General features: G+C 68.3%; 21 protein-coding genes. 9 read left to right on the forward strand and 12 right to left on the reverse strand.

The features are described from left to right. On the forward strand, positions 1-452 hold a 452-nt coding region (locus JMO03_RS06795; protein WP_202841847.1), incomplete at its 5' end, for an integrase core domain-containing protein. A gap of 406 nt (positions 453-858) precedes the next feature. On the opposite strand, the gene JMO03_RS06800 is transcribed toward JMO03_RS06795, so the two are convergent. Continuing rightward, entirely contained in the window at positions 859-1,335 is a 477-nt protein-coding gene (locus JMO03_RS06800) for a hypothetical protein (protein WP_202841849.1), read from the reverse strand. Between the two features lie 315 nt (positions 1,336-1,650). Between JMO03_RS06800 and JMO03_RS06805 the strand changes: the two genes are divergently transcribed. Next, the gene (locus tag JMO03_RS06805) at positions 1,651-2,148 is read left to right on the forward strand and encodes a hypothetical protein (RefSeq protein ID WP_202841851.1); all 498 of its coding nucleotides are present in this window, start codon (positions 1,651-1,653) and stop codon (positions 2,146-2,148) included. Here the strand turns inward: JMO03_RS06805 and JMO03_RS06810 are convergent. The 9 genes from JMO03_RS06810 to JMO03_RS06850 form a co-directional block, all read right to left on the reverse strand. Next, positions 2,094-2,774: a L,D-transpeptidase gene (locus tag JMO03_RS06810; RefSeq protein ID WP_202842190.1), complete on the reverse strand. Its 681-nt coding sequence runs from the start codon at positions 2,772-2,774 to the stop codon at positions 2,094-2,096. The two genes, JMO03_RS06805 and JMO03_RS06810, sit on opposite strands and share 55 nt — an antisense overlap. A gap of 174 nt (positions 2,775-2,948) precedes the next feature. Continuing rightward, entirely contained in the window at positions 2,949-3,218 is a 270-nt protein-coding gene (locus JMO03_RS06815) for a hypothetical protein (protein WP_202841853.1), read from the reverse strand. A gap of 364 nt (positions 3,219-3,582) precedes the next feature. Continuing rightward, entirely contained in the window at positions 3,583-4,734 is a 1,152-nt protein-coding gene (locus JMO03_RS06820; RefSeq protein WP_202841855.1) for a PepSY-associated TM helix domain-containing protein, read from the reverse strand. A 24-nt stretch (positions 4,735-4,758) separates the two neighbouring features. Then, on the reverse strand, positions 4,759-6,927 hold the full coding sequence (locus tag JMO03_RS06825) for a TonB-dependent siderophore receptor (RefSeq protein ID WP_202841857.1): 2,169 nt from the start codon (positions 6,925-6,927) through the stop codon (positions 4,759-4,761). 416 nt (positions 6,928-7,343) lie between these two features. Beyond that, positions 7,344-8,714, reverse strand: coding sequence for a replication-associated recombination protein A (locus tag JMO03_RS06830; protein WP_337926376.1), 1,371 nt, complete (start codon positions 8,712-8,714; stop codon positions 7,344-7,346). A gap of 200 nt (positions 8,715-8,914) precedes the next feature. Then, positions 8,915-9,601, reverse strand: a complete 687-nt coding sequence (locus tag JMO03_RS06835) for a hypothetical protein (protein ID WP_202841859.1) — start codon at positions 9,599-9,601, stop codon at positions 8,915-8,917. Positions 9,602-9,660: 59 nt separating this feature from the next. After that, positions 9,661-10,287, reverse strand: a complete 627-nt coding sequence (gene lolA / locus JMO03_RS06840) for an outer membrane lipoprotein periplasmic chaperone LolA (RefSeq protein WP_202841860.1) — start codon at positions 10,285-10,287, stop codon at positions 9,661-9,663. A gap of 368 nt (positions 10,288-10,655) precedes the next feature. After that, positions 10,656-13,013, reverse strand: coding sequence for a DNA translocase FtsK 4TM domain-containing protein (locus JMO03_RS06845; protein ID WP_202842192.1), 2,358 nt, complete (start codon positions 13,011-13,013; stop codon positions 10,656-10,658). Positions 13,014-13,059: 46 nt separating this feature from the next. Then, a complete protein-coding gene (locus tag JMO03_RS06850) occupies positions 13,060-14,127 on the reverse strand; it encodes an alanine dehydrogenase (protein ID WP_202841862.1) in 1,068 nt (355 codons plus the stop codon). Between the two features lie 213 nt (positions 14,128-14,340). Between JMO03_RS06850 and trxB the strand changes: the two genes are divergently transcribed. The 6 genes from trxB to JMO03_RS06880 all read left to right on the forward strand — a co-directional run bounded on the left by trxB (position 14,341) and on the right by JMO03_RS06880 (position 20,578). Further along, positions 14,341-15,300, forward strand: a complete 960-nt coding sequence (gene trxB / locus JMO03_RS06855; protein ID WP_202841864.1) for a thioredoxin-disulfide reductase — start codon at positions 14,341-14,343, stop codon at positions 15,298-15,300. Positions 15,301-15,321: 21 nt separating this feature from the next. Further along, positions 15,322-16,209, forward strand: coding sequence for a metallophosphoesterase (locus JMO03_RS06860; RefSeq protein WP_202841866.1), 888 nt, complete (start codon positions 15,322-15,324; stop codon positions 16,207-16,209). A 10-nt stretch (positions 16,210-16,219) separates the two neighbouring features. After that, positions 16,220-17,344 (forward strand): GNAT family N-acetyltransferase, encoded by a 1,125-nt coding sequence (locus tag JMO03_RS06865; RefSeq protein WP_202841868.1) that lies wholly within the window; start codon positions 16,220-16,222, stop codon positions 17,342-17,344. A gap of 180 nt (positions 17,345-17,524) precedes the next feature. Further along, complete coding sequence (aat, locus tag JMO03_RS06870) at positions 17,525-18,271, forward strand: leucyl/phenylalanyl-tRNA--protein transferase (protein WP_202841870.1); 747 nt, start codon at positions 17,525-17,527, stop codon at positions 18,269-18,271. Positions 18,272-18,380: 109 nt separating this feature from the next. Then, the gene (infA, locus tag JMO03_RS06875) at positions 18,381-18,599 is read left to right on the forward strand and encodes a translation initiation factor IF-1 (RefSeq protein WP_112926214.1); all 219 of its coding nucleotides are present in this window, start codon (positions 18,381-18,383) and stop codon (positions 18,597-18,599) included. Between the two features lie 116 nt (positions 18,600-18,715). Further along, a complete protein-coding gene (locus tag JMO03_RS06880; RefSeq protein WP_202841872.1) occupies positions 18,716-20,578 on the forward strand; it encodes a DUF885 domain-containing protein in 1,863 nt (620 codons plus the stop codon). Between the two features lie 566 nt (positions 20,579-21,144). On the opposite strand, the gene clpA is transcribed toward JMO03_RS06880, so the two are convergent. Both clpA and clpS read right to left on the reverse strand, forming a co-directional pair. Next, entirely contained in the window at positions 21,145-23,427 is a 2,283-nt protein-coding gene (gene clpA, locus JMO03_RS06885; RefSeq protein WP_202841874.1) for an ATP-dependent Clp protease ATP-binding subunit ClpA, read from the reverse strand. 77 nt (positions 23,428-23,504) lie between these two features. Further along, on the reverse strand, positions 23,505-23,825 hold the full coding sequence (gene clpS, locus JMO03_RS06890; protein WP_202841876.1) for an ATP-dependent Clp protease adapter ClpS: 321 nt from the start codon (positions 23,823-23,825) through the stop codon (positions 23,505-23,507). Between the two features lie 110 nt (positions 23,826-23,935). Here clpS and JMO03_RS06895 point away from each other — a divergent pair, with 110 nt between their 5' ends. Beyond that, complete coding sequence (locus tag JMO03_RS06895) at positions 23,936-24,415, forward strand: hypothetical protein (RefSeq protein ID WP_202841878.1); 480 nt, start codon at positions 23,936-23,938, stop codon at positions 24,413-24,415. Positions 24,416-24,431: the final 16 nt, after the last annotated feature.

Below are 24,431 nucleotides of genomic sequence, written 5' to 3' on the forward strand. Positions count from 1 at the left end.
TGGTGATCGTGGACGATGCCACGCACGAACCGGTGGCGATCGAGGTCGAGCGGGCGATCTGTGGAAACGGCGTCAGCCGTGTACTGGATCGGCTTACGCTCAGCCGGGGTCTTCCGAAGGTGATCCGGACCGATAACGGCAAGGAATTCTGCGGCAAGGCGATGGTCGCCTGGGCGCACGAGCGCGGGATCCAGCTCCGCTTGATCGAGCCGGGCAAGCCGAACCAGAACGCCTATGTCGAATCGTTCAACGGCCGGCTGCGCGACGAATGCCTCAACGAGCACCTGTTCACCAGCCTGCTCCACGCACGCACGGTGATCGAAACCTGGCGCCGCGAGTACTGCGAAGAACGACCCAAGAAAGCACTTGGTGGCCTGACGCCAGCCGCCTATGCCAAGCAGCTAGCTGAATCCGCTACAGTGAACCCGGACTCCAGATCAGACCGCTACTGAAAGCGGGGGGACGTCGAGTCCACTGAGGCGACCAACCATTTGATAAATAGCTAACGAGGTTCTTTGACCCGTAGAAGTGGATCCTGCCATTTTTGGTAAAAGCCAAGGCAGATTGATCGACTTTGAGCCCGCTCGCGCGCGCCTTGGCCGTCAATTGAGCAAGCAAGTCCGAGTTCCCAGAATCTGTGCCGCTAGTGGAGCGCGCATCAAACACCGCAAAGTTGACCCATCCACCCGATACAGCGCGTTCTCTCAAATGCGCGAGGTTGATCTTCATGTGTGCCCCCTTTCCTGATTGGTAGAAGTAGGCTAAGACCAAATATTCTCACCGTATGAGACTCAATCCGTAGCCGCCTAACGCTTGAGTTAAGCCGTGCCGCGAAGCGGCACCGGCCTGAACGAATTGTTAGGCAAATGCCTCGGATGTCCCATCGTTGTATATCGCATTTGAAGCGACGAAGTTGCACTTCATGTTCGAAAGATCTGTTGCAAGCATCCATTGATGCTCTGGGATGAACTGATTGAAGGTGAATCCAATTCCTGGGTTGGGAAGAGGCCTCCCGGGAGTCATGGGGTCGTTGATTGTGACTTGGAGGCGGAATTTAACGTCTCCAAACAAATCGCAAAATTCGATAGATCCCTTTACCGCTCGTGTCGGCTTCGAGTTTTGCGATAGCGTGTAGAGGCAATCAAACCAGATATGCTCCTCGTAATCACCACGATCAAATCTCTTTTTGGAGATAGATAACGCCACTAGCGAGTCTTTGGGTGTATCCGTAGAAGTTGGAATCATGCTGTTTGCAAATTGCTGTGCGCCGCTATTCGCCTCTAGCAAGGCGAGTCGGCGTTCAACTTCAGTGACCCGCTCTTCTAAAGTGCTCATCGCAACCCCCTCATTTGCCTAACACCAAGTAGACCCCACATCCGGGGTTTTTCTGGCCAGATTGTCGCGCAAAGCGGGGGCAATACGAAATAGCGCCTAGGTACCGCCGTTATGCAGGGCACGCCAGCAGGTCTCCCCGCATCCCCCACCACCGCCGCCCATTCTCTGGGGAGACTCATCTCGCACCCGCCGCCGGCCCTGCCGGCGCGCAGATCGTTCACGCCACAGGGAAGCGGCGGGGCGGTGCCGTTGGGCTTGCAGGCACGCAGGGCGTGCCGGCCCCGGCATCCCACATGGAATGCAAAGGAGAATGCAGTGAGCCAGGATCTGATCGACCTCACCCTGTCCGAGGCCCAGTTGTCGGCGGTGGACAATGCCCTGTTCGAGCTGGAAACCCAGCTGTCGGGCCTGATCGCGATGAGCGTGCAGCAGCGGCGCAAGCTGATGCGGATGGGCGACAAGTCCGAATCGTTCTGCCGGCAAACGCTGAGCGCGCTGGCGCAGAACCCGCAGGTGGTGCCGCCGAGCCTGCAACTGGCCGCCGCGCAGGCGGACCTCGCCACCCTCGATGCGTTGCGCCCGCGCCTGCAGCGGCTGCAGCGCCTGGCCGAACGCGCGGTGGACAGCGAGACCGCGCTGGGCAGCGACATCATGCGCTGCGCGCTGGATGGCTATGCGCTGCTGAAGGTGGCCGGCCGCAACCAGGGGATGGAGGGCGTCGGGGCCTCGCCCACCATGGCGACGCGCCGATGCGCCTTTCAGCGGCGGGCGGACCGTGCGCGTTTTCCGTCGTTGCGTTGCGCAGTCGCGTGACCTTGCGCGAACTCGGGGAAGGTCTCCGCGATCGGCGCCTCATCCGGCAGGATGTAGAACACCCCGCCCCGCTCGAACGTCGGTCGGACGACCCGCTCGTAGAACTCGGGCGAGACGTTGATGCAGCCGTGGGTGACGCGGTTGTCGTCTGGCGAAGGCGAGGCGAGGCGTTCGGCGCGCTTCTCGGCCGGGACGCCACTTGCGGTCGGGTGGATGGAGACCGCGGAATCGTAGTCCACCCACAGCACGCGCCCGGCGTCGATCGACGGGCCGTAACCGCCCACGAAGCGACCCGCGGGCGTGGTGCGATCCCGGCCCGGAATCTCGCGAAGCGCGAGGCCGGCGATGCCGGGCGCGGTCTGATCGCCGATCGCCGAACCGAACAGCCCGGGTGCCGCGCCACGAAGCCGGCCGTTGCCGCCGAACACCAGGATCTGTGCGGCGGCCTTGTCGATGACCGCGAACGGATAGCCCTGGTTGTCCCTGGCGGCGACCACCCAGCCCGCCAGCTCGATCACCGTGTCGGAGACCTCCTGGCCTCGCGGAAGCTGGTCGGCGGAGGCGGCCGGTTGCGCGACCGCGTCCTTGGCGCTGGCCACGCCGAGGCTCGCGAACGCCAGCGCCAGCGCCAGCGCGCCACAGACGGCGCGGATCGCAGGGTGTGTGCAGGTACGGATGGGAAGGTTCCTTGGAACGAAGACTGATGAAGCGAAGACCGGTTGCGGACCCGGGATCCCGGTGGCCAGCAAGGCCACCGGGTCCCGGTTTCAGGTCCTCGGTCGCGAACCGTGCAAGCGCGATCAGCCGCGCGGTACGCGGCGCGGGGCCGTTTCGAGCTGCTGGACGCGGCTTTCCATCTGGTCCAGGCGCTGGTTGGCCTGCTGTGCGGACTGATTGGCTGATTCTGCGCTCTGGGCCGCACTCTGCACCCGCGTGTCGAGTGTATCGAGGCGTGAGTTGATGCCCGCGAACTCGTCATCGTAGGTGGCACAGGCGGAAAGACCCACGGTGGCGACGATCGCCACGCCGAGCGTACGCACGATCGCCACATGTTGTCTGGTCAGAAACATTCCAATCCTCCTTCGTCTGGGGAACTGGAATATAGCCGCGTTTTCGTCGGCGCCCCGAGCCGGCTTCAGCTGGGGTTGGAGTACGTGGATGGATCGTTAAATCGTGGCAGCCGATGGGACGTTCATTCCGGATCACTGGGTCTGCACTGCAACCCGCAGCACATGGTTGACCATCGCAACTATATCCGCCCTCCCCGATCCGCACACAGGACGGCGAAGCTCACCGGCCGTGGCGAGGAGCGCCGCCGCTATCGCAGAAATTCCTGCGGCAGCAGTACGAACGCGATGAGGATCAGCGCCAGGCACAGCCAGCGCCATGCGCCCATGCCCCGCCAGGCAGCCTTCCATGCGTCGCGCGGCGTGGTCATGCGACGGCTCTCGACTTTGCGGACCGTCGTGCCGCGGCGCGAAGTACGTCCGCCACGCGCAGGCCATAGAGGTACGCGCCGGTCAGGCTGAGCGCGGTCAGCAGCAGCCCGAACACGAACCAGATCACTTGCGTGACGAGGCCACCAAACGTGCCGAAGTGCAGCGGATCGGCCATTTCCGAAATGCGGTGGTGTACGTCGAGTTCGCCGGCGATGCGGCGGCCGATGAGGGTGCTGCCGGTCGGGTCGAAGCCGAGCGCATTGGCGCGGTCACGCACCAGCCATGCCTCGGCCTGGCCTTCGATCACCAGGCCGCGGTCGGAGAGCGCCAGCCGGCGCACCTGCAGGCCCGGCCACTCGTCGTGCGCCTGCGCGATGGCGCGGTCGATCGCGGTGGGTGTGATGGGCTGCGTCACTGTCGCTCCCGGGTCCGTCAGTTCCTTCGGCAGCACGTCCGGTTGTCCGCCGGCGCCGCCGCCGAGCGATTCGACCAGGTACCAGCCGCCGGTGGCGGCGATCAGCGCGATGAACCACAGGCTCCACACGCCGGCCAGCCGGTGCACGTCGCCCCAGAAGCGGCGCTGACGTTCCGGGCGGGGCAACGAGAAGAAACCGCGCCACCATTTCCTGTAGATCACCAGACTGGTCACCAGCGTCACCAGCAACGCGACGGACAGCGCGGACACGATCGGCACGCCGAACTTCACCGGCATCATCAGGTGGCGATGGGTGTTGCGCAGGAAGCGCTGGGCGTTGAACCAGTGTGTGTCCCCGGTCACCGTGCCGCGATAGGGATCGACCCAGACGAAGCGCAACCGGCCATCGTCGGTCTCCATGCTGGCCATCGCCGCCGAACGCGGACCCTTGGGCGCGGACAGGCCATTGAGCGTCCAGGCGGGGTAGGCGCGCTGCACCGCACCGACCATCGTGCCCAAGCTGGCGTGCTGCGGCCCGGGCGAGACGCGCATCTGCGGATGCAACGCCCAGTCGATCTCGTGCGAGAACACCGCCAGGGTCCCGGTGAGGCAGACGAAGGCCATCAGCACGCACAGCTTCAGGCCGACCCAGCTGTGCAGGTCGAACCACACGCGCCGCCTGCCCTTCCCGGGCACGGCGGCGGCGTCTGCGGATGACAGGGCCGGTGGCATTCGCTGGCTCGTTGGGCCCGTGGGTCAGAAGCGGTAGCGCGCCTGCAGGTACAGCCGCCGCGGCTCGCCGGGGAAATGGCCGGTGCGTTCGATGAAGCCGCTGGCCGCGTAGACCTTGTCGAACAGGTTCTTGACGTTGGCCTGGAAGGTCCAGTCGCGCCACTGCGTCTGCCAGCTGGCATCGAAGATGGTGTAGGCCTTGACCGCCTGGCCCTCGAGCGAGACGCGGTCGCCGACATGGTCGACACCGAGGGCGATCGACGAGGCGATGGCCGGCAGGTCGTAGCGGGTCCAGAGGCCGAGCTTGTGCCGCGGCGCGTTGGCGAAGCGGTCGCTGTCGCCGGTGGTGTTGCCGGCGGCGGCCGGGTCGCCCTCGAGCACGCGCGCGTCGTTGTAGCCGTAGGCCAGGTTGAGCACCCAGCGCTCGGTGAGATCGGCCAGCAGGTCGAGCTCGAAGCCGTCGCTGCGCACCAGGCCGAGCGCGGCCAGGTCGTCGACGCCGTCGTTGCCTGCGTCCTCGCCGGTGCCCTGTACCACGTTGCTGCGCTCGATCCGGTACACCGCGGCGTTGAGCGTGATGCGCCCGCCGGCGAGGCTCGACTTGGCGCCCAGTTCCCACTGGCGGCTGCGCTCGGGATCGAACGGCCCGCCGGCCAGCGGGTTCTGGCTCCCGGCCGACTGCGGCGAGAAGCCGGTCGCCATGCTGGCGTAGAGGTTGACCGCGTCGGTCGCCTCGAACGTGGTGCCCATGCGCCACGTCAGGTCGTTGCCGTCGATGGCGGTCCCGGCGACGCGATCCTTGTCTTCGAAACGGTCCCAGCGCAGGCCGGCGAGCAGATGCCAGCGGCCCAGGTCCATCTGGTCCTGCAGGTAGAGGCCATCCTGGCGGCTGCGGGTGCGGGTGGCGGGTCGGAACGGCAGCGTGTCGAGTCCGTAATCGGCGCCGCCGCTGAGCCCGTACACCGGGTCGAACAGGTCCAGCCCCGGCACCGGGCCGCCGCGCTCCACGCCCCCGGCGGTGCGGCCGATGAAGTAGGCGTCGAGTTGCGACATCTCGCCGCCGAACAGCAGGGTGTGGGCGATGCTGCCGGTGGTGATGTCGAGGGCGGCGTGGCCTGCGGTCGCCAGTCCTTCCACGTCGCGTGCCTGGTCGCGGAACTCGCGCCACACCGTGCGCCCGTCGGCGGCGATGCCGCGCGACTCGTGGTACTGCTGGCGCTCGGCGTTCTCGAACCAGCGCACGGCGAGGCTGACATCCAGGGCATCGGTCGGTGCCGCGGTGTAGCGGGCCAGGCCGATGCGGGCGTCGAGTTCGAGGTAGTCGGTGGGCTCGTTGGTGTTCCACTCGCGGTCGGTCAGGAACACGCCGTCGTCGCTGGCCGGCACGCCGCGCAGCCGGTTGGCGTCGAGGTCCTGCTGCAGGTCGGTGTACTGCAGCAGCAGTTCACCAGTGTCGCCGACATCGAAGGCGAAACCGACGTCGCCGATCAGGCTGTCCTGCGAGGTGTTGTTGCGGAAACCCTGCTCGTGGTCGACGTGCACGCCGACGCGATAGCGCACCCGCCCCGCTGCATCCAGCGGACCGGAGGCCTCGAGCGAGGCTGCGCCGTAATCGAAATTGCCGGCCTCCAGGCGCAGCTGGCGCTCGGGCAGCGCGGTCGGTTTCCTGGTGGCGTAGTTGATGACGCCGCCAGGATCGCCGGAGCCGTACGCCGCACCGGCCGGCCCCTTGAGCACCTCGACGCGCTCGATGTTGAACAGCTGCGGCACCGAGAAGCCCGCGTAGGGGTCGCCGCGCAGGCCGTCGTACAGCACGTTCTCCTGACGGAAGCCGCGCAGGACCACGCCGGCGTAGCTGAAGAAGCTGATGCCGCTGATGTTGCGGTAGAGGTCGGTCACCTGGTGCGCGCCCTGGTCGTCGATCAGGTCGCGGTTGATCACCTGCACCGACTGCGGCACCAGTTCCAGCGGGGTATCGGTACGGGTCGCCAGGCTGCTGTCCTCGACCCTATACAACCGTTGCGCCCGTCCCACGACGCGCACGGCATCCAGGTCGGTGGCATCCGAGTCCTCGGAGGGAGCCTCCGTGCTCGACGCGGCGCCAGGCGCGTCCCGTTGCTGGGCAGCCACGCCGAACGGCGCTAACACCAGTGCCGCAACGATGGAAAGGGTGAGGTGCGAACGACGGGTCATCACTGCGCCAGTAACCATGGGAGCTGCGAATGTTAATGATAATGATTCCTAGCCGCAAGATGAATGTGGCCTTCGGGTGGCACGGAGTGGCGGCATTGATTGGGAGGGAATCAACTACCCGGGCTGATGTCGCCTACCGGGTCAGGCATCTCTCGCATCGCGACGAACCTTCGGCAGCGGCACAAGCGGATGCCGATGGGCTGCTTGAGCGCAGCGTCCTGTCGGGGTGCTGGCGTGGCAGGTGACTGGGCACGGGTCGCATCGCTGGGCCGCGCCGGGCAGCGGCATCGTGCGCTACGGGCTGGATGGCCATGACGTGCGGCAGGTGGTGAGGCGCAATACGCCCGGATGCGGGCCCCACCCCAGCGCCCTCACGCAAGCGGGGAGCAGGAATGGCCTGGCGGCACGGCGACGGACTAGCTGTCGTCGGTTCGAGGTTCGCGCCTGTCCGCGCGCGCGCGACGCAGGGCGTCGAGCTTTTCCTTGAGCTTGAGCTCCATCCCGCGCGCTACCGGCTGGTAGTACACCCGCTCGCCCATGGCATCGGGGAAGCCGGTCTGGTCCAGGGCCACGCCGCCTTCGCTGTCGTGGTCGTACTGGTAGCCCTTGGCGTAGCCGAGTTCCTTCATCAGTTTCGTCGGGGCATTGCGCAGGTGCATCGGCACGTCCTGGGTGCCGTATTCGCCGACATCGCGTTTGGCGGCGCCGAAGGCGCGGTAGGCAGCGTTGGACTTGGCGGTGCTGGCCAGGTAGATCACCAGTTGCGCCAGGGCGAGGTCGCCTTCGGGGCTGCCGAGACGCTCGTAGGTGTCCCAGGCGTCGATCGACATCTGCAGCGCGCGCGGGTCGGCCAGGCCGATGTCTTCCACCGCCATGCGCGTCATCCGGCGCGCGAGGTAGATCGGGTCGCAGCCGCCATCGAGCATGCGCGCGAACCAGTACAGCGCGGCGTCGGGGTTGGAGCTGCGCACCGATTTGTGCAGGGCCGAGATCTGGTCGTAGAACTGTTCGCCGCCCTTGTCGAAGCGGCGGGTGCGGTCGGCCAGCACCTGCTCGAGCACGGCGTCGGTGACGGTGCCGCCCTCGCCCGCCAGTTCGGCGGCGATTTCCAGCAGGGTCAGGCCGCGGCGCACGTCGCCGTCGGCGGCCACCGCGATGAGGTGCAGCTGGGCCTGTTCGATCCGCAGGCCACGGGCGCCAAGGCCGCGGTCGCCGTCTTCGAGCGCCTGTTGCAGCGCCAGTTCGATGTCGTCGGCCGACACCGCCTCCATCACGTGCACGCGGCAGCGCGAGAGCAACGCGGAATTGAGTTCGAACGAGGGGTTCTCGGTGGTGGCGCCGACGAAGACGATCGTGCCGCGCTCGATGTGCGGCAGGAACGCATCCTGCTGCGCCTTGTTGAAACGGTGCACCTCATCGACGAACAGCACGGTACGGCGTCCTTCGGCGAACCGGTGCGCGGCCTCGGCCAGCACCTGGCGTACTTCCGGCAGGCCGGACAGCACCGCCGAGACCGAGCGGAACTCGGCATCCGCGTAACGCGCCAGCAGCAGCGCCAGCGTGGTCTTGCCGCAGCCGGGCGGGCCCCACAGCACCATCGAATGCACGCTGCCGGCCTCGATCGCCTGGCGCAGCGCGGAGTCCGGCGACACCAGCCGTCGCTGCCCCACCATCTCCTCGAGCGTGCGCGGGCGCATGCGCTCGGCCAGCGGGCGCAGCGCGGTGCGGTCGACCGTCAGCAGGTCGCCGCGTTCATCCGGGGGAGCGGAGGGTCTGGCGCGGGGCACGGGTGGGAACGGGCGGAAAGCGGGCCGCCACGATACCAAGGCGGGGTCGCAGGCTGTGAGAAGGCGCGTGTGCGTGATGGGGTCGCCCCCGGGGAGCAGCCCCCCGCCTGGCCCGGGGGGCAGCGGCCGTGAACCAGCTTCTAGAGACCGCTGGGCAAGGGAGTGATCTTGACCGCGCGAGGTGTGGTCCCGGCGAACCCCTAGCGCGCGCCGACGGCCCCGAGTTCGTAGTTCACGCGCTGCCAGGCGTTGGCGACCTGGTCGTACAGCGCCTCGATCCGCACCGGCGTATTGCCATTGCGACCGAAGTCGGCGATGCCCGCGGCGTTGATCCGCAGCAGCCTGCGGCCGCCTTCGACGGTGCTGATGTCGTCGAGCTGCAGGCGCGCCCCGGTGTCGCCGAACTGGCGGTCGAGTTCCACCGCCACGCGCTCCTCGAGCTGGCGCACCAGCGCCGAATCGTTCGGTACTTCGCGCTCGCCGGCGGAGACGCCGCCGATCATGATTCGGGGATAGCCGGCGCTGGCGAAGGTGGTGTCGTAGAGCGTGGTGAAGCGGAAGCCGATCCACTCGGCATCGTCGCCCAGGCGCATGCGTCCCTGCCCGCTCACGGTGCGGTCGCGCACGCTGGCGATGACGACGTCGAACGATTCGATCGCCACCGCGATCGAGGGCGTGTTCATCTGCTCGGCCAGCGCCGCGACCACGACCGCGGCCACGGCGTTGTCGAGGGCTTCGTCGCCGCTGGTCGCCAGGCGCTGCGGTGCAGGGACCGTAGGCTGCACGGTGGGCGGCGTGGCGATCGGCGCGGATTGCGCCAGCACCGGCACCGTCGCCAGGCACGCCGCCAGCAGCAGCACCCGGGTGCTGCGCCTGCGTCGTGTCATCGGTTGCGGTTGCCCATGCATGCGTTTTTCCCCGTGTCGTCGCCGTGGCGTCGGACGGGTCAGCCTTCGCCGACCACGTCGACGCCCGCGGGCGGCGTGAATGTGAAGGTGTCGCGGTTGAAGGAAGGATTGCGCTTCCAGCCGCTGAACCTGATTTCGGTGCGTTGGCCGAGCGCATCCACGATTTCCATCCGCGCCAGGCCCTCGCCCGAGAGGCCGAGCCTGGCCGACTGGAAGGCGGCCTCGTCGCCGCCCTGCTTCGGCTTGAGCAGCAGCCACTGCAGGCCGTCTGCTTCGCCGGCGTCCTCGACCAGGAAATCGCGGTCGAGGCGGGCCGGGTCGATCAGCGCGGCGAGCGGGCTGTCCTGCTCGGCGCCGCCCTGCGGGCGGCGGCTGACCTGGTCGAGGTCGGGATCGTGCACCCAGACGGTCTCGCCGTCGGCCACGATCAGCTGCGGATAGGGCTTCTCGTATTCCCAGCGGAACAGGCGCGGCGCGGCCAGCGCCACGCGACCGCTGGACGATTCGCGCACGCGGCCGTTGTCGTCGAACACCTGCTGCACGAACTGCCCGTCGAGACCCTTCAGGCCCTTGGTGAAGCCGTCGAGCCGTTCGCGCGCGCCGGCATGCGCAAGGCCGGCCAGCAGGGCGACGGAGACGAGCAACCAGCGACAACTGCGGATCATGGAAGGCTTCCTGGTGGAGAGAGGTGGCGGCCAGTCTGCGCAGAACAAGCTGAACGCGCTCGTGCCATCCCTGCCCCTGTTCAAACGCAAAGGGGGGCGGGGGGTGGACGCGGGAGGGCGGGCCTCGATCGATGGCGCGGAAGCGTTCATCCGGGGTTCCGGCTGGCGGCGGGTTGCCGACGCAGCGGCGTGCTTGCCCCCTCGCCCGCGTTTGCCGGTGACTGCGCTGATCGCACGCGCCTGCGGCGCGCCCTCATCCGCCTCGACACCTTCTACCCCGGTGGGCACGTCGTCCCGTGAACGGGAGAAGAAAAAGCAAGCGCCGCTCCGAACGCCCGGCGCGCTCTGGCGGGCCTAGTTCGGCGGGTCTACTTCGGCGGCGGCGGTGCCAGCACGCTGCGGTCGCCGTTGTGCTCGGGGGCGGAGACCACGCCGGCGGCTTCCATCGCCTCGACCAGGCGCGCGGCACGGTTATAGCCGATCTTGAGCCGGCGCTGCACGCCGGAGATCGAGGCGCGGCGGGTTTCGGTGACGATCTTCACCGCCTCGTCGTAGAGCGGATCGGATTCGTCGCCCGATGCGGCGCTGGCCTCGGGCAGGCCGGTCGCGCCGACGCTGCTGCCGTCGTACATCGTCTGCGACTCGTCCAGCACGCCCTCGATGTAGTCCGGGCCGCCGCTGCCCTGCTTGAGGTGCTCGACCACGCGATGCACTTCCTCGTCGGAGACGAAGGCGCCATGCACGCGTTCGGGCAGCGCGGTGCCGGGCGGCAGGTAGAGCATGTCGCCGTGGCCGAGCAGGGTTTCCGCGCCGGACTGGTCGAGGATGGTGCGCGAATCGATCTTGCTCGACACCTGGAACGCGATGCGGGTGGGGATGTTGGCCTTGATCAGGCCGGTGATCACGTCCACGGAGGGACGCTGCGTGGCCAGGATCAGGTGGATGCCGGCGGCGCGCGCCTTCTGCGCCAGTCGCGCGATGAGCTCCTCGACCTTCTTGCCGACGATCATCATCATGTCGGCGAATTCGTCGATGAAGATCACGATGAACGGCAAGGTCTCCAGCGGCTGCGCGACCTCGTCCGACTCCGGGTTGGCGCGGAACAGCGGGTCGAGCAGCGGCTGGCCGGCGTCCTGCGCGTCGCGCACCTTCTTGTTGAAGCCGGCCAGGTTGCGCACGCCCACCGCGCTCATCAGCTTGTAGCGGCGCTCCATCTCCGCCACGCACCAGCGCAGGCCGTTGCCGGCCTCCTTCATGTCGGTGACCACCGGCGCCAGCAGGTGCGGGATGCCCTGGTAGACGCTGAGTTCGAGCATCTTCGGGTCGATCATCAGCATCCGCAGTTCCTTCGCGGAGGCCTTGTACAGCAGCGACAGCACCATCGCGTTGACCGCCACCGACTTGCCCGAGCCTGTGGTGCCGGCGACCAGCAGGTGCGGCATGCGCGCAAGATCCGCCACGGTCGGGCGACCGGCGATGTCCTTGCCCAGCGCCAGCGTGAGCGGGCTGGTGGACTTGTCGTATTCCTTCGAACGCAGCAGCTCGCTGAGGTAGATCATCTCGCGGTGCGTGTTCGGCGTTTCCAGGCCGACTACCGACTTGCCGGGAATCACGTCGACCACGCGCACCGACTTCACGCTCAGGCCGCGCGCGATGTCCTTGTCGAGCGAGCTGATCTGGCTGACCTTGATGCCCGGCGCCGGCTCGATCTCGAAGCGGGTGATCACCGGACCCGGATAGGCGCCGACCACCTGCGCGTCGATGCGGAAGTCCTTGAGCTTGAACTCGATCTGGCGCGACAGCGTTTCCAGCGTGTTCTCGTCGTAGCCCTTGGGCTGCGGCTTGGGATCGTCGAGCAGCGCCAGCGGCGGGATGCCGCTGCCATCGCCGACGTGGAACAGCGGGATCTGCTGCTCGCGCTTGGCGCGGTCGCTCTTCTCGACCACCGGCGCGGGCGGCGGTTCGATCCGGACCTTCTCGCGCTTCGCGCGCAGTCCGAGGTCTACCTTGCGGACCTCCTCGCGCTCCACGCGCATCTCGCGCGCTTCCATCCGCTCCACCGCCTGCTGCCGCCCGCGCCGCAGCAGCGCCGGCAGCAGCAGCACCCAGCCGCCGATGCGGTCGGCCACCGCCAGCCAAGACAGGCCGGTGGCCAGCGTCACCGACACCAGCAGCAGCGCGAGCAGGAACAGATTGCCGCCGAGCGCGCCGAAGCCGCGATCGAGCGAATTGCCGACCAGCCGCCCGAGCACGCCGCCCGCCCCGGCGGGCAGGTTCTCGACCGCGCCCATGCGCAGGTACAGCAGGCCGGTGGCCGAGACCAGGAAGCCGACGATGCCCACCAGCCGCAGCGCCGGTCCGAAGTCGACCCGGCCATCGCCGTCCGAATCCATGCCGAACAGCGCGATCCACGCCACCGCGCCCAGCACCAGCGGCAGCAGGTAGGCGACAAAGCCGGTCAGGTACAGCAGCACGTCGGCGATCCAGGCCCCGATCGGCCCGCCGGCGTTGTTGAGCGGGGCCGTGACGCCGCCCGAGGCGGTCGACCAGCCCGGGTCGTCCGGCGAATAGGTCGCCAGGCACACCAGCAGGTACAGCAGCAGCGGCGCGATGAGGATCATCGCGATGTCGCGCAGCAGCCGCTGGCGACGGGGATCGGGGGGCGTTGCCGCCTCCCTCTCGACCGCGCGCTGGCGCTTGCCACGCTCAGGAATCGCCCGTGCCACCGTCATCCACGACCTTAGGAGTTTGGTCCAATACCTTGATCTTAAGTCAAAGTTTCATGGCTTGCAGGGCCGGATGCACGAGCTTGCCGGCCTCCACGTTGATCCCCCGCACCAGCGGCGCACTGCCCCGCCAGTCGCCGCCGGCCAATCGGTCGACCCAGGGCAGGATCGCCGCGCAGATCGCCTGCGACGAGGTCTGCGGCACCGCGCCGGGCATGTTGGTCACGCAGAAGTGGATCACGCCCTCCTCCACGTAGGTCGGTTCCTTCCAGGTGGTCGGGCGCGAGGTCTCGAAGCAGCCGCCCTGGTCGATGGAGATGTCCACCAGCACGCTGCCGTCCTCCATCGCCTCCATCATGCCGCGGGTGACCACGTGCGGCGCGACCGCGCCGGTGACCAGCACCGCGCCGACCACGAGGTCGGCCGAAGCGACCTCGCGCGCGACCAGGTCGTCGTAGGGATACAGCGCGGTGACGTTGTGGCCCAGCCGCATCATCTCGTCCATGCGGTCGATGCGCTTCTCGAACACCACCACGTTGGCGCCACCGGCGGCGGCCAGCGATGCCGCGGCCCCGCCCGCCTGGCCGGCGCCGAAAACCACCACCTTGCCGCGCGCGGTGGACGGCAGGCCGCCGAGCAGCTTGCCCTTGCCGCCCAGCGGCTGGTGCAGGTAGTGGGTGCCGACCTGGATCGCGATCTTGCCGGCGATCACCGACATCGGCGCCAGCAGCGGCAGGTCGCCATCGTCGAGCTCGACCGTCTCGAACGCGATCCCGGTCAGGCCGATGTCGAGCAGGCGTCGGGTCAGCGCCGGTTCCGCCGCCAGGTGCAGGTAGCAGAACAGCAGGTGGTCCTCGCGCAGCAGGGCGAGGTCGCCCTCGATCGGTTCCTTGACCTTGACGATCAGTTCGCCGCGTTCGTACAGCGCGGCAGCGTCGGAGGCGATGTGCACGCCCAGCCGCGCATATTCGGCGTCGGCGAAACCCGACCGCACGCCCGCGTCGCGCTCGACCCACACCTCGTGTCCGCGCCGGACCAGGTCGCCGGCCGCGGCCGGCACCAGCGCGACGCGCCCTTCGAGGGTCTTGGTTTCCTTCGGTATGCCGATGCGCATCGTGGGTTTCCTCGTGGCTCAGGCGTCGCGCCGGCCGCGCATGAAAAAACCCGTGCAGCGCCTGCACGGGTTCGACCGGAACCGCCTGCCCGCTATCGCGGGCCGTGGACACTGCGTTGCGCGCGCAACGCCTGCGCGCGCCTTGTGTTGCCGCCGTCGCGCCGCCAAGCTATGGGCTTCGATACGCCGCAACTCCATGACCCGCGAGTATACATGACCCCTTCTTCGCCCCGGCACATCCGCCTGATCATCCTCGGTTCCGGTCCCGCGGGCTGGACCGCCGCCGTCTACGCCGCGCGCGCCAACCTCAAGCCGGTGGTGATCACCGGCATGCAGATGGGCGGGCAGCTGATGACCACCACCGAGGTCGACAACTGGCCGGGCGACGCGCACGGGCTGATGGGGCCGGACCTGATGGCGAGGATGCAGGCGCACGCCGAGCGTTTCGAGACCGAGGTCGTGTTCGACCACATCCACACCGCCGACCTGTCGCAGCGCCCGTTCCGGCTCAAGGGCGACAGCGGCGAGTACACCGCCGACGCGATCGTCATCGCCACCGGCGCGACCGCGAAGTACCTCGGGATTCCGTCCGAAGAGGCGTTCAAGGGCCGCGGCGTCTCCGCCTGCGCAACCTGCGACGGCTTCTTCTACAAGGACCAGGACGTGGCCGTGGTCGGCGGCGGCAACACCGCGGTGGAGGAGGCGCTGTACCTGTCCAACATCGCGCGCAAGGTCTATCTGGTGCATCGCCGCGACACCCTGCGCGCGGAGAAGATCATGCAGGACAAGCTGTTCGCGAAGATCGCCGCCGGCAAGATCGAGCCGGTCTGGCACCACGTGGTCGACGAGGTGCTGGGCAACGAGGCGGGCGTGACCGGCATGCGGCTCAAATCGGTGCAGGACGGCAGCACCCGCGAGATCGACGTGCACGGCTTCTTCGTCGCCATCGGCCACACCCCGAACACCACCCTGTTCGAAGGCCAGCTGGCGATGAACAACGGCTACCTGGAGATCCGCTCCGGGCTGGGCGGTGGCGCGACCGAAACTTCGGTCCCCGGCGTGTTCGCGGCCGGCGACGTCGCCGACCAGCACTACCGCCAGGCGATCACCTCCGCCGGCTTCGGCTGCATGGCCGCGCTGGATGCGGAGCGCTTCCTCGACAAGGGCGGCTGATCGGCGCATCGGCCCGCGCGCGTGGACAAACTCCTGCTCAAGCAGTGCCTGTACCACGGCAGCTGGCTCGCGCTTCCGTTCATCGCCTGGTTGCTGTGGCGCCTGCGGCGACCGCGGCTGCGCTGGCTGGTGGTCCTGCTGCTGGTGCCCAGCCTGGCATTCGCGTGGGCGCGGTTCGTGGAACCGCGCATCATCCGGGTGCACGAGACGACGCTCGAAGGCACCGGCCTGGAGGCGGACATCGCGCTGGTCAGCGATATCCACCTGGGCGTGTACAAGGACCGCGCCTTCCTCGAACGCGTGGTCGACAGGATCAATGCGCTTCCGGTGCAGGCGGTCGCGATCGCCGGCGACTTCACCTACGAGCCGGGGGAACACTCCCTCGCGGCGATGTTCGCGCCGCTAGCGCGACTGCGGGTGCCGGTGTACGCCGTGCTCGGCAACCACGACCAGCAGGCGCCGGGCCCGGACATCGACCTGGCGTTGCGCGAAGCGCTGCGCGACCACGGCGTGCAGGTGATCGAAGGCGGCATCGTCGATGCAGGCGGGTATCGTTGGGCCGGGCTGGGCGACCGCTGGGCGGGCAAGGACGATCCGGAATTCCTGCGGGTATCGCCTTCGCCCCTGCCGACGCTGGTGCTCGCCCACAACCCCGACAGTGCGACCGGCCTTGCGCGCGCGGACGCGACCCTGCTCCTGGCCGGCCATACCCACGGCGGCCAGATCCGCATCCCGTGGCTGTACCGTCGCGTGATCCCGAGCGCGCACGGATTCGACCGCGGCGAACAGGTGGTGCGTGGCGTGGATGGCGAGGTTCGCGTGTTCACCACCGCCGGAGTGGGCGAGATCGGCCTGCCGATGCGCCTGTTCAACCCGCCCACGATCGACGTGCTGCACCTGCGTCCCTGACGTCCCGACCATGGCCACCGTCCGACTGCTCGACACGCTCGCCACCGTCGCGCCCCGGGACTGGGATGCGCTGCGCGGCAACGACGATCCCTTCGTGTCGCACGCCTTCCTGCACGGCCTGGAAGCCCACGGCTGCCTGCGCGAGGACTGGGGCTGGACGCCGCACCATCTCACGCTGTGGGAGGGCAACGCGCTGGTGGCCGCGGCGCCGGCGTACATCAAGACCAATTCGCACGGCGAGTTCGTGTTCGACCACGCCTGGGCGCACGCTTACGCGCGGCACGGGCTCGACTATTTCCCGAAGCTGCTGTGCGCGGCGCCCTATTCGCCGGTGACCGGTCCGCGGCTGCTCGCGCCCGATGCGACGCTGCGCCGCGCGCTTGCCGATGCGCTTGTCGCGGAAGTCCGGCGGCTGGGTCTGTCGTCGGCACACGTCAACTTCCACCGTGCTGACGAGGACGACGCCTTCGGCGAGGACTGGCTCGCGCGCATCGACCTGCAGTACCACTGGCGCAACGAGGCCGGATGGCGCACCTTCGACGACTACCTCGCGGCGATGGACCACAAGCACCGCAAGAACATCCACCAGGAACGCGCGAAGGTGTCGCGCGCGGGCATCGCGCTGCGCACCGTGCATGGTGCCGACGCCAGCGAGGCGGACCTGGCGACCATGCACCGCTTCTACCTGCAGACCTTCGCCGAGTACGGCAACTCGCCGGCGCTGACGCTGCCGTTCTTCCGGCACCTGGCCCGGGCGCTGCCGCGGCAACTGGTGATCTTCCTGGCCGAACTCGATGGCGAGGCGATCGCCGGCGCGCTGTGCCTGCGCAGCGGGGACACGCTCTACGGGCGCTACTGGGGTGCGGCCGTGGTCGCGCCCGGGCTGCATTTCGAGACCTGCTACTACCAGGGCATCGACTACTGCCTGCGCGAAGGCCTGCGCGGGTTCGAGCCCGGCGCCCAGGGCGAGCACAAGATCGCCCGCGGCTTCCTGCCGACCCTGGTCCGCAGCCGTCACTGGATCGCCGACCCGCGGTTCCGCGAGGCGCTGGCAGCCTGGTGCGCCGAGGAGCGCGCAGTGGTCCAGCGCAACAAGAGCTGGCTGGACCAGCGCACCCCGTTCCGCCCCGCGTAGGAGCGCCTTCAGGCGCGACGCTCTTTCGCCAGCGTGGGCACAGCCCAAGGAGCATCGCGCCTGGAGGCGCCCCTACAATGCTGGGGGTGAGGCCCGCGGAGGATCGCGCCTGAAGGCGCTCCTACAATCGGGGCGAGGCCGAAGGAGCATCGCGCCTGGAGGCGCTCCTACAATGCGGGGGTGAGCCTCCGCGTGCCGCGACTCGATGCAGACCCGAACGCCCCGTTCCCGGCGGCCGACAGCGCACTGCGCCGACCCGACGGCCTGCTCGCGCTCGGCGGCGACCTGTCCCCCGCGCGGCTGCTCAACGCCTATCGTCACGGAATCTTCCCCTGGTACTCGGAAGGCCAGCCGATCCTGTGGTGGTCGCCCGATCCGCGCCTGGTGTTCCGTACCGAAGGCGTCCGCCTGTCCTCGCGGTTTCGCCGCACCCTGCGCGCCTCGGCCTGGGTGGCGCGCGCCGATACCGCATTCGCGCGGGTGGTCGAACGGTGCGCCGCGGCGCCGCGGCGCGGACAGGCCGGGACATGGATCACCCCGGCGATGCAGGCCGCGTACCTGCGCATGCATCAGCTGGGGCATGCGCACAGCGTCGAAGTATTCGCCGGTCCGGCTCCCGATGCGGCACTGGTCGGTGGCATCTACGGCATCGCCATCGGGCGGATGTTCTTCGGCGAAAGCATGTTCAGCGACGCCTCCGGCGGCTCCAAGGCGGCCCTGGCCGCACTCGCGCGCTGGCTGCATGGACTCGGATGGCCGCTGGTGGATGCGCAGGTCGAGAACGCGCACCTGATCGGCCTCGGCGCGGAGCGCATGCCGCGCGAGCGCTTCCTCGCGGAACTCTGGCCGCTGGTCGCCGCTCCCGCCGGTCCCGGCGCGTGGACCACGGCGTTCGGCATGCGCCCGGTCTCGTGCCTGTCTGAATGACCTGGCCCCGAGGCCTACCCGTTTTTTGCATCGCCCCGGGCAGCGTGGCAGAATGGTCCGCTTCATCGCGGCACGACCGTCGCACCCTCCTCCACCGGCAACAGGACGCATGGCGAAAGACGACGTCATCGAATTCGAAGGCACGATCTCCGAAACCCTCCCGAACACCATGTTCCGGGTGAAGCTGGAGAACGGCCACGAAATCATTGCGCACATCTCCGGACGGATGCGCAAGAACTACATCCGCATCCTGACCGGCGACAAGGTCAAGGTCGAGATGACGCCCTACGACCTGACCAAGGGTCGCATCACCTACCGCATGAAGTAGAGCCACGCGCGGGCGCCATGCCGTCCGACGCCCCGGCCCGCCGCATGTGCTGATCTGCACATGCGTCCCCGACGCCACGCACTTATCCTCCGGACACCTGAGCCCGGAGATTCCCGATGCGCGTTCCCGTTGCCGCCCGAACCCTCGTCCTGTCCATCGCCCTCGCGCTCGCCGGCGGTGGCGCCATGGCGCAGGATGCGCCGTCCCTCGCGCCCACCGCGGATAGCGCCACGTCGCAGGCCCGACGCCTCGACGCCTGGTTCGCGGCGAAATACCAGGAGCAGTTGCGCTTCAGCCCGATCGCCATGACCTTCCTCGGCCGCAAGGAGCTGTACGACCAGCTCGACGACATGTCCGAGGCGGCCGAGGAACGACAGCTGGCCTGGCGCAAGGCCAGCGTCGAGGAACTGGAGAAGACGTTCGACTACGCCACGCTCGACGACGAGGCGAAGCTGTCCTACGACCTGTGGAAGCTGCAGTACGAGAACGCGCGCGATGCCATGCGCTTCCGCGACAACGTGTACGTGTTCAACCAGATGCAGGGCGCGCAGTCGTTCCTGCCGACCTTCCTGATCAACTTCCACAAGGTCGAGGACGAGTCCGACTATCTCGCCTACCTCGAGCGCATCGAGGCGGTGCCGCGCGCCTTCGGTCAGATGCTCGAACGCGCGAAGCGCAACGCCGAAGCCGGCTACCGCATGCCCCGCTTCGCCTACGACGGCGTGCTGACCGAGGCGCGCAGGGTCGTGAGCGGGGCGCCGTTCGGCGAGGGCGCGGATTCCGCGCTGTGGGCGGACCTGCAGGCCAAGGCCGACGCGCTGGTCAAGGCCGGCAAGGTCGATGCCACGCGCGCGGACGAGCTCAAGTCGCAGGCCCGCGCCGCGCTGGTGGCGCACGTGCAGCCGCCGTATGCCGAGCTGATCGCCTGGGCCGAAGCCGATCGAAGCAACGCGGCCGGGAATCCGAGCGGCGTAGGCAGCACCCAACCCAATGGCGCCGACTACTACCGGCACCAGCTGCGCATGCACACCACCACCGACCTCACCGCCGACCAGGTGCACCGCATCGGGCTGGACGAGGTCAAGCGCATCCACGGCGAGATGGAAGCGCTGAAGGACAAGGTCGGCTTCGAAGGCGACCTGCAGGCGTTCTTCGCCCACATCTCGACCGACCCGAAGTTCAAGTTTCCGGACACCGACGCCGGCCGCCAGGCCTACATCGACGAGGCCACGGCCGCGATCGGCAACATCAAGAAGGTGCTGCCGCAGTACTTCGGCCTGCTGCCGAAGGCGGACCTGGTGGTCAAGCGTGTAGAGGCCTTCCGCGAACAGCCGGGCGCCGCGCAGCACTACTTCCCCGGCACGGCCGACGGTTCCCGCCCGGGCGTGTACTACGCGCACCTTTCCGACATGGGCGCGATGCCCAAGCCCGAGTTGGAGGTCATCGCCTATCACGAGGGCCTGCCGGGCCATCACATGCAGATCTCGATCGCGCAGGAGCTGACCGGGATCCCCGAGTTCCGCACCCAGGCGCGCTCGACCGCCTACTCCGAGGGCTGGGGCCTGTATTCGGAATGGCTGGCCAAGGAGATGCCGGGCACCTACCAGGACCCCTACTCCGAGTACGGCCGGCTGAGCTCCGAGCTGTGGCGCGCGGTGCGGCTGGTGGTCGACACCGGGCTGCACGCCAAGGGCTGGACCGAGCAACAGGCGGTGGACTACTTCAAGGCCAACACCGCGATCCCGGAAGCATCGGTCCGCTCCGAGGTCCAGCGCTACATCACCTGGCCGGGCCAGGCGACGGCCTACAAGATCGGCATGATCCGGATCCAGGAACTGCGTCGGAAGGCGGAATCGGAACTGGGCGAGCGCTTCGACATCCGCGGCTTCCACGACGCGGTGCTCGGCGGCGGCGCGCTGCCGATGGAGCTGCTGGAACGGCGCGTGGACCAGTGGATCGAGGCCCGGAAAAAAGCCTGAGGTATCGATGACACCTCTGACGTCGTCCGGGCGTCGGTACGAAGGCATTGCGCGGATGACGTGGCGTCGTGCCTGTCCGGCTCCGGATGGACGCCTTCTTGCGCCGGGGGCGGGCCGCTTCTCCCTCGGTCAGGGCATCCTGCCCTGACTCGGGCGCGCGCCATCCATGGCGCGCTGGTCGCGGCCCACCCCCGGCGCAGGAAGGCTCGTCCGACTCGGGTGTCCGCGCCCTCGTTGAACCGGACAAGCCGCGGCGCTTCGTCATCTTCGTCTCTTCGCCGCACCTGGCGCGGCGAGGGCGAAATGGTTCCTGATGTGCCGGCCCGGGGCCCCGAAGACGGAAGACCGTCCGCCGCGCGCCGCAGCGCCGCGGCCGGGGATTGCGCAAGCGGCACAGGGATGTGCCGCGGCCGCGAGTGCGGGCACGGACGCCTGCCCGAGCGGTGCGGAATCCCCGGCCGGGGCGCTGCGGCCCATCCGGAGGCGCGCGCTCAGGCTTGGAGGCATCCGCTGATCAAAAAAAGGGCGGCCACTGGCCGCCCTTCGTGTGCGACGTGCTCGCGACCTTACTCGACGGTCGCCGGCAGCAGCTTCTCCGGCTCGGCGAATGCCTCGACGACCAGTTCGTCGTCGCGCACGTCCACGGTGACGCGGCCGCCGTTGACCAGCTTGCCGAACAGCAGCTCGTCGGCCAGCGGGCGCTTGACCTTGTCCTGGATCACCCGCGCCATCGGCCGCGCACCCATCAGCGGGTCGAAGCCGTGCGCCGCCAGCCAGTCGCGGGCGGCCGGCGTCGCCGACAGGCTCACGTCCTTCTCGTGCAGCTGCGCTTCGAGTTCGATCATGAACTTGTCCACCACGCGCAGGATGTGGTCCATGCCCAGCGCCTGGAACTGCACGATGGCATCGAGGCGGTTGCGGAACTCCGGCGTGAAGCCCTTGCGGATCACTTCCATCGCATCGGTGCTGTGGTCCTGGCGGGTGAAGCCGATCGAGCGCCGCGCCGCCTGCGCCGCACCGGCGTTGGTGGTCATCACCAGGATCACGTTGCGGAAGTTCGCTTCGCGGCCGTTGGTGTCGGTGAGCACGCCGCGGTCCATCACCTGCAGCAGGATGTTGAAGATGTCCGGGTGCGCCTTCTCCACCTCGTCCAGCAGCAGCACGCAGTGCGGGGTCTTGACGATCTTCTCGGTCAGCAGCCCGCCCTGGTCGAAGCCCACGTAGCCCGGGGGCGCGCCGATCAGGCGCGACACCGAATGCGGCTCCATGTACTCGGACATGTCGAAGCGCACCAGCTCGATGCCCAGCTGCAGCGCGAGCTGCTTGGTGACCTCGGTCTTGCCCACGCCGGTGGGACCAGCGAACAGGAAGTTGCCGATCGGCTTGTCCGGATTGGCAAGGCCGGAACGCGCGAGCTTGATCGCCGAGGTCAGCGTCTCGATCGCCGGATCCTGGCCGAAGATGACCATCTTCAGGTTGCGCTCCAGGTGCTCGAGCACGTCCTTGTCCGAGGCGCTGACCTGCTTGGTCGGGATGCGCGCCATCTTGGCCACGATCGCCTCGACCTCCTCGACGTCGATCAGGGTCTTGCGCAGCTCGTCGGGCAGCAGCCGCTGGCGCGCGCCGGCCTCGTCGATCACGTCGATCGCCTTGTCCGGCAGCAGCCGGTCGCCGATGTGCTTGACCGACAGGTCGACCGCGGCCCGCAGCGCATCGTCCTCGTAGAGCACGTCGTGGTGCTCCTCGTACTTGCCCTTGAGCCCGCGCAGGATCTCGTAGGCCTCGCCCACAGTCGGCTCGACGATGTCGATCTTCTGGAAGCGCCGCGCCAGCGCGCGGTCCTTCTCGAAGATGCCGCGGTATTCCTGGAACGTGGTCGAGCCGATGCAGCGCAGGTCGCCCGAGGCCAGCGCCGGCTTGATCAGGTTCGAGGCATCCATGGTGCCGCCCGACGCCGAACCGGCGCCGATGATGGTATGGATCTCGTCGATGAACAGGATCGCGCCCGGATGCTTCTTGATGGCGCTGAGCACCGCCTTCAGGCGCTTCTCGAAGTCGCCGCGGTACTTGGTGCCGGCGACCAGGGCGCCGAGATCGAGCGAATAGATGGTGGCGTCGGCCAGCACCTCCGGGACCTCGCCGTCGACGATGCGCCGGGCCAGGCCTTCGGCGATCGCGGTCTTGCCGACGCCGGCCTCGCCCACGTACAGCGGGTTGTTCTTGCGCCGCCGGCACAGCACCTGGATGGTGCGCTCGATCTCTTCGGCGCGCCCCACCAGCGGGTCGATGCGGCCTTCGTTCGCCAACGCGTTCAGATCGGTGGCGTACTCGCCCAGGGCGTCGCCCTTGGCCTCGCCTTCGCCACCCTCGCCGCGGGCAGCCGGATCCTCGCCGGAATGGCCAGGGTCCTCGCCGCCGCTCTTGGCGATACCGTGCGACATGTAATTGACCACGTCCAGCCGGGTGACGTCCTGCTGGTTGAGGAAGTAGACCGCGTGCGAGTCCTTCTCGCCGAAGATCGCCACCAGCACGTTGGCGCCGGTGACCTCCTTCTTGCCCGAGGACTGGACGTGGTAGACCGCCCGCTGCAGCACGCGCTGGAAACCGAGCGTGGGCTGGGTATCGCGGCCGTCGTCGTCGGGCAGCTTCGAGACCGAAGTCAGGATCGCCTGCTCGAGGTCGCTGCGCAGGCGGTGGAAGTCGGCGCCGGTGGCCTTGAGCACGGCTTCGGCGGACGGGTTGTCGAGCAGCGCCAAAAGCAGGTGCTCGACCGTCATGTACTCGTCGCGCGCCTCGCGGGCGCGCTTGTAGCACTGGCCGATGCTGTACTCGAGATCCTTGCTGAACATGGGGAGGCAACCTCCGGGGAACTGCGACCTAAATGGGGCCGCGTTCCGGCTTTTCCATGCCCCGGCCTGGCTCCCTTTTAGGCCTTTTCCATGGTGCAGAGCAAGGGGTGCTGGTTGAGCCGGGAATATTCGTTCACCTGCGCGACCTTGGACTCCGCCACCTCGCGGCTGTAGACCCCGCACACGCCGCGCCCGCGGGTGTGGACGTGAAGCATGACCTGGGTGGCCTTCTCCAGGTCCAGGGCGAAGAACCGGACCAGGACGTCGACCACGAAGTCCATCGGGGTGTAGTCGTCGTTCAGCAGCAGGACGGAGTACAGCGGCGGCCGCGCCAGCTCCGGCTTGCTGGTCTCCACGACGGTGCCGTGTTCGTGCTCGGGGGCGTGCTTGCGGGTCATCGCTCCATTATACGAAGGGCGGAGGATCCTCCGGTCCACGCGGCACGGCATGGACGATCCGGCGCCCGGCGCGAGACAATCGACGCTCCACGACCCGGGGGATCCCACCGATGCATCGCCGCGCCCGACTGACCGCCTGCTGCCTGCTGCTGACCGCCCTGCCCGTTTTCCAGGCCTGGGCCGAGGATCCGGCGGTGGCCACGCGCCTGGATGCCCGCGGCATCCAGTACTCGGTCGACGAGGACGGCGATTACCGCGTCACCTACAACTATGCGGACGAGGGCCGGAGCCAGCTCGCGTTCGTGGCCGGGCGGACCGAAAGCATCGCCGGCTTCCGGATCCGCGAGGTGTTCGCGCCCGCCGCCTGGGTGGGCAAGGACGGGATCGACGGCGCCCGCGCACTGGCCCTGCTGGAGGAAAGCCGGCGGCAGAAGCTCGGCAGCTGGGAGATCGGCGGCGACGTGCTGTATTTCGTGATCAAACTGCCCGACAACGTCGACGCGGCGCAGCTCGAGGCGGCGCTGGACATCGTGGCCGAGGTCGCGGACAACAAGGAAATCGAGCTCAGCGGCGAGCGCGACGAGCTGTGAGCGGATACCGCCCCGG

Source organism: Luteimonas saliphila, from assembly GCF_016774335.1.
Taxonomy (GTDB): Bacteria; Pseudomonadota; Gammaproteobacteria; order Xanthomonadales; family Xanthomonadaceae; genus Luteimonas; species Luteimonas saliphila.